Raw genomic sequence first — 9,120 nt, 5'->3', positions numbered from 1 at the left:
ATGGCGGTGCCAATGAAGATGTTTTGAATATGCTTGATGAGATCGGTGAGGTTAAAAATGTGCGTGCTTATATCGAAAATCGTCTCAAAAATAAAGCCGTAATTTGGGGGCCAGGTGGCGGTTGTTCGGGTTTTTCTTACGGTTTCACTTTTGATGATAAACAAAAAGAAGGCGATTCAGGTGTAGCAAAAAACGGCGTGCAGTTGGTCGTTGACCCAATGAGTTATCAATATTTAATCGGTGCAACGGCTGATTACCTAGAAGACCTGCAAGGCTCTCGCTTTATTATTCACAATCCTAATGCTAAAACTACTTGCGGGTGTGGCTCATCTTTTTCGGTATAAAGAAGGTTTATGTCAAAAACAAAGTTTTTTACTAATCAAGGTAAAAACACACTTTTTAGTAAGTTTTCAAGTATTTTTGAACACAATAAGAATATCAGTTATTTTGATGCTTTAGTTGGTTATTTTCGCTCTTCTGGTTATTTCAAACTTCGTCCTCATTTAAAAAATGTGTCAAATATTCGTATTTTAGTGGGTATAGATGTTGATAAACTCACCAAAGAAATGAATGCATTAGGATTGATTTATCAAGAAGACAAAGAAAAAATTGAAAATTCTTGGCAAGAGACATTTGCCCGAGATATTCAACAAGCTAACTATGATGAAGAAACCGAAGAGGGTATTAAACAATTTATCAATGATATACTCAGTGGCAAGGTTAAATTAAAAGCCCATCCTAGTCAAAAAATCCACGCAAAGATTTATATTTTTCGTCCTGATAATTTTAACGAACATACTACCAGTAGCGTCATTACTGGATCCTCTAATTTAACCGATGCGGGGCTAGGTATTAATCAAAAATCTAACTATGAGTTTAATGTGCTACTTAATGATTATGCTGAGGTGTTATTTGCCACTAATGAGTTTGAAAAACTTTGGGCTGAAGGTGTAGATATATTACCAAGTATTGCACAACAAAGTTTAGAAAAAACGCATTTATCAGACAATATCACCCCTTATGAACTTTATTTAAAATGTTTGATTGAGTATTTTGGTGAAGAGATTGAGTTTGACCCGAACTCTATTAAAGATTTGCCCCAAGGGTTTAAAAGGTTGTCTTATCAAATGGATGCAGTAAATGAGGGCTGGGAGATGCTTAAGAAACACAATGGTTTTTTTCTCTCGGATGTTGTTGGACTAGGCAAAACAATGGTTGCCACGCTAATCGCTAGGCAATTTTTATTTTTAGGCGGGCGTGCTTATAATCCTACTATTTTATTGATTGTCCCGCCAGCACTTAAGCAAAATTGGGAAGATACTTTAACTAAATTTGAAATTAGAGGCAAGGTTAAAATTTTTACTAACGGCAGTCTACATAAAATAACCAGCCCTAAAGATTATGATATGGTAATTATTGACGAAGCACATAAATTCCGCAACGATACCGCTCAAGCATATGATGAATTGCAAAGAATTTGCAAAACCAAAAATAACGAAGATGAGGTTAAAAAAGTGATGCTTATTTCTGCTACACCACTGAACAATCGCCCTGACGATTTATACAATCAGATTTTGCTGTTTCAAGATGGTAATAATTCCACGCTTGATTTTCCACTGGGTAGTTTTTTCACTCGCATCAAAAAAGAATACAAAGAAATTCTAAAACTAGAAAGTAGCAAAGCAAGAGCAAAAACTGGGCAGCTGTATGAAGAAATTAGAGAAAGAGTCATTGTGCCATTGATGGTGAGAAGAACGCGCACTGATTTGATGGACAATGTGCGTTATAAAAAAGACTTAGAGGAACATAATGTTATATTTCCTAAGACCACACCACCAGAGCCAATTTATTATCAATTAGAAGATAGTTTAGAGCGTTTATACGATGAGACCATCAAAAAAATAGACAATAAAAAACAAGACGACACAGGATTATTACACACGCGTTATCGTGCCCTACATTATCTCAAGCCAGAATTAAAACAAAAATACATGAGAGCAGAATTTATTGCCGAACGCTTAGTGGCAATTATGAAAACTTTACTACTAAAAAGAATGGACAGTAGTTTTTATGCTTTTAAAGAAACCCTTAATCGTTTTATTCAATCATCTGAAATTATGTTAAAGATGATTGATAATGATGCAATTATTATTGCTCCAAATATTAACATTAGTCAATACATCTTAGAAGATAAAGAAGAGGAGTTGATGGAATTATTAGTCAGAGAATCTTTAACCGACCCCAGTATTATTATCGCTACCACAGAGGATTTTGAAGCAGGATTTGTTGCAGGCGTTAAACATGATCATGAGATGCTTAAAGCGTTAAAAGCCGAATGGGATGAAGTTACCATAGACCCAAAAATTGATATATTTTTAGAAAAATTACCCAATTTTTTAGATAAACAAAGTAATCCAGAACAAAAAATTGTTATTTTTACCGAAAGCACAGACACAATGAAATATGTATCAGAAAAAATAACCAATACCAAGTATAAAGAAGAAACCATGGTGGTTAGTGCCAGTAACCGCAACCAATTAAAACAAACCATTAGCCATAATTTTGATGCTAATGTGGCATTCAGCGAGAAAAAGGATGATTATAAAATCATCTTAACCACTGATGTTTTAGCCGAAGGCGTTAATTTGCATCGTGCCAATACTGTGATAAATTATGACACGCCTTGGAACGCCACCAAACTCATGCAAAGAATTGGTAGGGTTAATCGTATTGGACAAATAGCAAGCCATATTTTTGTTTATAATTTCTATCCTACAGCACAAATTAATGATGATATTGGTTTAGAGAAAAAAGCATTGATTAAGCTGCAGGCTTTCCACAGTGCACTAGGCGAGGATTCACAAATTTATTCCACTGATGAGGTGGTAGATACTTACGGTATTTTTGATGAAAACATTGAAGCAGAGAAAAACGAAATTATCCCGTTGTTAGAAGAGATTAGAGCTTTTAGAGAAAGCAATCCAGAAGAATATAAACGCATTAAGGATATGCCCAACAAGGTGAGATGCGGCGTGAAAAATAAAAAATTGCAACAACAAACCTTGGTTTTTGCCCGCACAAAAAATAAAGGCAGTGCTCGTTTTTACAAGGTGGACGATGAGATTGAAAATTACGGCTTTATCAATGCTGCTAAATTATTAAAATGCACGCCCAACACCAAAGCCGAGGCACTACATGACAAACATTACCCCCAAGTATTATCAGCATTATCAGAGTTTGAAGTAGAACAGAAAAATATCATCAATCAATCAAACAATAAATTGCTCTCAACCACTGAAAAAAAAGCCATTAACATCTTAAAAGCGTTTGATAACTTCCCAAACGCCAATGCTGGTGAAAAAGCAAAATTAAAACAAGCCATTGAGCAAATTGAGAATAAACGCTTCCAATCGTTGGTAACAAAAATCAATAAACTAGAAAAAAATAGCAAAGGTATTAAGCCACTGGTTGTTTTAGAAAGACTCTTAAATATCATCAACAAATACGATGTTAATAGCCACATTGAAATGGAAATAACGCAAGAGAATGCTAACGACATAACACCAACGATTGTCATCTCACAATCTTATGTCTAAAAAATAATGAATTTTTTAAAACAAGTCTACAACAAGGAAAAATATTTAAGTTTTTTAAGGGAAAAATTTAACTTTTCTGGGCTGCTTGAGGTAATAAAAATCAATAACAATGATATTAAAAGTTTTGAGCAATTAGGATTTGTTACCGTTAAAGACGACAAAAAATTACCCGTTTTTGAAATATATATTAAACCCAACACCAAACTCGAACGAAACCGAGTGGCTTTGCGTAAGATGGTGGCTCAAAAAGTAGGTACTGCTGATGGTGCAATTGCAGTTTTTGTGGACGAGGACAACGAACAATGGCGTTTTAGTTTTATAGCCATTGAATATGAATTTGGCGAAAAGGGCTTTGAGAAAAAACAAACCGCCAGTAAACGCTACACTTATCTTTTTGGCAAGGGGGCAAAAACAAGAACTGCACAACAACGATTTGAGCTGCTTAATAAACACTCCACCTTAGAAGATTTAAAAACCGCTTTTGCCGTTGAGGGACTTAGCCAAGAGTTTTATCAAAAATTGTTTATTTGGTACGAAAAAGCCCAAGAAAAAGTTACATTTCCCAATGATGAAAACGACAACCACCACACTCAAAGCAGTTTAATCCGCCTCTTAACACGGATTTTATTCGTATGGTTTTTAAAAGAAAAAGACTTAATCAATAAAGATTTATTTGAGTTAGAAAAATTAAAAAAACTGATTGTTTATGAAAAAAACAGTAGTTTTTACAAAGCCATTTTACAAAATTTATTTTTTGCTACGCTAAATCGTCAAATTACTGCAGAGGAAAAAAACAACAGGAGTTTTCGTAGAACTACTAATGGCAAAGCCAACAATACTAATTATCTTGCCACCAATATTTATCGTTATCAAGATTATTTTATCGATAAAGATGAGCAAAAAATCATGGCATTATTTGAGCAAACTCCGTTTTTAAATGGTGGTTTATTTGAGTGTTTAGATCGTGAGGCCAGTGATGAAGAAAAACAGCAATACGATAAAGACAAAGCCATCCGCCCTGTTAAAAGCGCCATTCGTATTGATGGTTTTTCTGATAATCCAAAGAATGAATTGCAATTTTCCAATGATTTGTTTTTTAATAATGATGAAAAGAATTTGGGCTTGATTGATTTATTCAATCAATACCAATTTACCGTTGAGGAAAGTACTTCAACCGATATCGATGTTGCCCTTGACCCTGAATTACTCGGTAAAGTGTTTGAAAATCTACTGGCGACTTATAACCCAGAAACGGGGGAGCAAGCCCGCAAAGCCACAGGCAGTTTTTACACACCCAGAGAGATTGTGTCTTATATGGTGGATGAGAGCCTCAAGCAGCATTTTAAAACCCATACCGATTTAACCAAGAGCCGGATTGATACTTTATTTGTTGAGGGTGAAAACCCCTTCAATAAGCAAGAAATTAAAAGCGTGATTATTGCCATTGACAATCTAAAAATCCTAGACCCTGCCGTAGGTTCGGGTGCCTATCCGATGGGCATATTGCAAAGATTGGTTTTTATTTTAGACAAAATAGACTTTGAGAATGAGCACTTCAAACAACAACAATTAACTAAAGCCGAATTAATAACTGATGAAGTGAGTAAAAATGCCACCGTTGATGCGATAAAGCAGATTTTTTCTGAGGCAAATAAATATAATGCCTATGGTAAAAAACTAATGTTGATTGAAAATTGTATTTACGGCGTAGACATTCAGCCGATAGCCATTCAAATTTGCAAACTGCGATTTTTTATCAGTCTCACTATTGAGCAAACTGCTGATAAAGATAAAGAAAATTATGGCATCAAAGCCCTGCCGAATTTAGAAACCAAGTTTATTGTTGCCAATACCTTATTACCTTTGGGGAAAATTGAAACGCCAAAAGAAGAAACAATAGGTTTGTTTGATGGAAATATTACCGTATTACAAAAAGAATTAGCCGAAACTAGACACAGTTATTTCACCGCTAAAACCCTCAAAACCAAACGCAAATATCGCAATAAGGACAAAGACATTCGTGAGCAAATGTTACAAACTTTAAAGCCAACAGGTATCAGCCCAGAGATTGAACAAAGCATGAAAAAAGTCGTGCACTGGGATTTGTATAATCAAAACGCCGTTTCGGATTGGTTTGACCCCGAGTGGATGTTTGGCATTAAAAACGGCTTTGATATTGTGATTGGCAATCCGCCGTATATGAGAGTGCAGGGCATAGAAAGAAAAGTGTCTAAAGAATATAAGTCAATTTTCCAATCGTCAACAGGCAGTTACGATTTATATGTTTTATTTACGGAAATAGGGCTGAATTTATTGTCCAAAAAAGGTGTTTTGAATTACATAATGCCACATAAATGGGTTAATTCTGATTTTGGGAAAGGTTTGAGAGAGGTTAGCAAAAACAATATTTACAAACTTATTTCATTCGATGCTTATCAGGTTTTCAATGCGTCAACTTACACCAGTTTGGTGTGGTTTAATAAAATGCAATGTTCAAAATTGAACTACACCCAATTGACGAAAAACTTAACAACCAATTTAGAGTTAGAGTGCTATTTAAAAAGTTTGTCGGATGATGATTTTTCGAAAATTGAAAATCAAAAACTGAGTGATGACAGTTGGATTTTAACGAATCGGCAAACCCACAACATTTTAGAAAAAATAAGTCAGCAGCCACTTAAGGTAAGCGATGTTTTCGCAAAAATATTTCAAGGAATTGCCACAAGCAAGGACAGTGTTTATTTTTTAACTGATGTTGTTGAAAAAAACGAACTACTGGAATGCTATTCAAAAGAATTAAACAAGCGAATATTGATTGAAAAAGGATTGGTTAAACCGCTTTTAAAAGGCTGCGATGTGCACCGATATGAAACACTCAACGCCGATAAAGTGGTTATTTTTCCTTATTATATTCTGAATGAAAACAACAAAGATCAGGCTGTTTTATACAGCGAGGCTGATATAAAAAATAAATTCCCCAATGGTTATATTTACTTGAAAGAATGCGAAACAGTTTTAAGAAATCGTGAGAAGGGTAAGTTAAAAAATGATGACCATTGGTTTAAATACATTTATCCAAAAAATTTAATTTTGTTCAATAAAGAGAAAATAACTCAGCCCGATATATCTTTGGGTGGTAATTTTGCTCACGACAAAAATGGAGAGTTTTACCAAACAACAACTTTATATGGATATATCAAATATCCTGAAATCAAGGAAAGTTACAGGTTTTATATGTCTATTTTCAATTCCCAACTTTTATGGTGGTATTTAAAGCAAACTGGAACTATATTGGCAAATGGATATTTTAGATTTAAGCCAAGATATGTTGAAACTTTTCCACTCCCAAAATTAACCCACCTTAAAGACACTACTCCTTTTGAAAAATTAACGGATACAATTATTAAGGGTAAGCAAAACGGCAAAGACACCACTGCCCTAGAAACCAAAATCGACACGATGGTTTATCAACTTTATGACCTTACTGCCGATGAGATAAAAATTATTGAAGACAAAGATTGAGTAAAATTATAATTATGAGCACTAAACCAACATTTTATCGTCAACGATTTTTATTAAGTCTGCTTAGGGTTATTAATCATGCCGTTAGTCAAACCGACCTACAAAAACACAGCTTTTTATTTTCTCAGCAGCACTCGATGGGTTATGAATTTATTCCTTATCAATTCGGTTGTTATTCCCTTCAACTCAACCAAGATATTAACACCTTAGAGCAAGCAGGATTTGTTGAAGTTATTGATAAAAAGATAAAACTGCTTGAGCAAAACTCTATGGCTTGGATGAAAACTGCGGATTCTAACCAATTATTTAAATACCCTAAAGAACACAGACAAATGGCGGGCGATAATTTGATTGGTTTTGTGTATAAAAATTATCCTTATTATGCTATTAACAGCAAAATCATCAATAGAGTGTGCGACAGTGAAGAACAAGCTAAGATTCAAAAAGAACAAGCAAAAATAACCAAAGATACAACTGTAATTTACACGCTTGGCTATGAAGGCATTAGTCTAGAGGCTTATATCAACAAACTCATTAAAAACGATGTCAAGTTGTTATGCGATGTACGCAAAAATCCATTAAGTCGTAAATTTGGCTTTAGTTATAAAACACTCAATAACCTATTGCCAAAAGTGGGCATTGATTATATTCATATTCCGCAACTGGGCATAGAGTCTAACAAAAGGCAGGATTTAGATTCTCAAGAATCTTATAAAAAATTGTTTGACGAATACGAAACCACACTGCCTGATAGAGAAGAAGCGCTTAATCAAGTATTGGCATTACAAAAAAAATATCAAAGAATTGCACTTACTTGTTTTGAAAAATCGCATCACGAATGCCATCGCCATTGTGTGAGTGATTATCTTGCTAATCATCACAATACCCAAACTATTCATCTGTAAATATGCTAACCAAGGTTTTAATTAGTGTCAAAACTTATCCAACCTTATCCACTAAATATAATGAATTGGTTTGTACTGCTGGTTTTTTAGAAGATGGCAGCTGGGTTAGGATTTATCCATTGCCTTTTAGGGCGTTAGAAAGAAACCAACAATACAAAAAATGGCAGTGGATAGAACTGGACTTAGAGCTTAATACCTCTGATGTTAGGCCAGAAAGCCATAAAGTTTTAAATTTAGACTCTTTGGAGGTTGTTGAATTATTGGGCACGGAGCAAAATTGGTTTAAGCGTAAAGAGGTTGTTAATAGAGGCGATGTTTATGATGATTTAAGTGTTTTAATTGAAAAAGCCAACAAATATAACAAACTGTCTTTAGCAACTTTTAAACCTACCAGAATTCTTGATTTTATTGTTGAAGAGGTGGATAGAGAGTGGAACCCAGAAAAATTAGCTACCTTAAAAGCAAAAGCACAACAACTCTCGCTTTTTCAAACAGAGGCAGAGGTAAAAAAAGAGTTGAAATTGGCGGATAAACTACCCTATAAATTTTCATATAAATTTGAAGATATTAATGGCAAACAATCCACTCTAATGATAGAAGACTGGGAAATTGGTGCTTTGTATTGGACTTGTCTTCAAAGGTGTGTGGGAGATGAAGAAAAAGCCGTTCAGCAAGTAAAAGATAAGTATCTTGGATTTGTTGAAAATTGTGAAATCTTGTTATTTTTAGGCACAACTAAGCAATTTCACGGCTGGGCAAGCAATCCTTTTGTTATTATTGGCGTTTTTTATCCGCAAAAAGAATCGCAGAGTGGTTTATTTTAGTATTAAGGGTGTTTTTAAAAACCTTGATAATTTTAGACAACACCAAAACACCAAACCGTATCAAAATTATCCAAAATTTAGTTTATCAATAGCAAGTTAGTTATAAAGCAACCATAACCTTACAATAAAAGCGTAAAATTTTTATCTTTATTAAACATTTAACTTATTGTTTATGATTGAATATATCCCAGGCTTAGCAGGCGTTCCAGCAACAGAATCCTCCATCTCTTCGATTGATGGCAAAAATGGTATTTTGGCGTATCGAGGATATTC

At 34.3% G+C, this 9,120-nt stretch carries 6 protein-coding genes; all 6 read left to right on the top strand.

Features of this window, described 5'->3' with window-relative positions:
- Positions 1–344, top strand: a 344-nt coding sequence (gene erpA / locus BBROOKSOX_RS07585; RefSeq protein ID WP_373896618.1) for an iron-sulfur cluster insertion protein ErpA, incomplete at its 5' end; no start/stop codon positions are given.
- A gap of 9 nt (positions 345–353) precedes the next feature.
- Positions 354–3,596 (top strand): helicase-related protein, encoded by a 3,243-nt coding sequence (locus BBROOKSOX_RS07580; RefSeq protein WP_139660593.1) that lies wholly within the window; start codon positions 354–356, stop codon positions 3,594–3,596.
- Between the two features lie 6 nt (positions 3,597–3,602).
- Positions 3,603–7,118, top strand: coding sequence for an Eco57I restriction-modification methylase domain-containing protein (locus BBROOKSOX_RS07575; protein ID WP_139660591.1), 3,516 nt, complete (start codon positions 3,603–3,605; stop codon positions 7,116–7,118).
- 14 nt (positions 7,119–7,132) lie between these two features.
- The gene (locus BBROOKSOX_RS07570; RefSeq protein ID WP_139660590.1) at positions 7,133–8,023 is read left to right on the top strand and encodes a DUF488 domain-containing protein; all 891 of its coding nucleotides are present in this window, start codon (positions 7,133–7,135) and stop codon (positions 8,021–8,023) included.
- Positions 8,024–8,025: 2 nt separating this feature from the next.
- Positions 8,026–8,847 carry a hypothetical protein gene (locus tag BBROOKSOX_RS07565; protein WP_139660589.1) on the top strand — a complete coding sequence of 274 codons (822 nt, stop codon included), beginning with the start codon at positions 8,026–8,028 and terminating at the stop codon, positions 8,845–8,847.
- Positions 8,848–9,019: 172 nt separating this feature from the next.
- The coding region (locus BBROOKSOX_RS12480) for a citrate/2-methylcitrate synthase (protein WP_139660588.1) at positions 9,020–9,120 on the top strand (101 nt) is incomplete at its 3' end.

It is taken from the genome of bacterium endosymbiont of Bathymodiolus sp. 5 South (assembly GCF_900128535.1).
Classification (GTDB): Bacteria; Pseudomonadota; Gammaproteobacteria; order PS1; family Pseudothioglobaceae; genus Thiodubiliella.
Note: the sequence above shows the minus strand (reverse complement) of the source record. Positions and strands in the feature narration are given on the sequence as shown.